Genomic DNA, 289 nt, shown 5'->3' on the forward strand with positions numbered 1-289 from the left:
ATCACATCTTGGGATATCGTAGAATGACTTCGTGGATTAATCACTTTAATCATACGAACTACAGCAAAAAACGTGTGCATAGAATCATGCAAAAACTTGATATCCATGCAGTAATCCGAAAGAAAAAGAAAACATATAGATCTTCTACACCTGATGAAACGGCTGAAAATAAACTTGGAAGAGATTTTTATGCAGATGCACCTAATAAGAAATGGACAACAGATGTAACAGAATTCAAAGTACCAGGTACACAGAAGAAACTCTATTTAAGTGCCATTCTGGATTTGTA

The 289-nt window shown here is 34.6% G+C and carries 1 pseudogene; it reads left to right on the forward strand.

From position 1 onward, the window contains the following. Positions 1-23: 23 nt before the first annotated feature. Positions 24-289, forward strand: a pseudogene (locus V8Q34_RS27425) (IS3-like element ISSth1b family transposase); the annotation flags it as partial.

It is taken from the genome of Blautia sp. JLR.GB0024 (assembly GCF_037000545.1).
Classification (GTDB): Bacteria; Bacillota; Clostridia; order Lachnospirales; family Lachnospiraceae; genus Blautia; species Blautia celeris.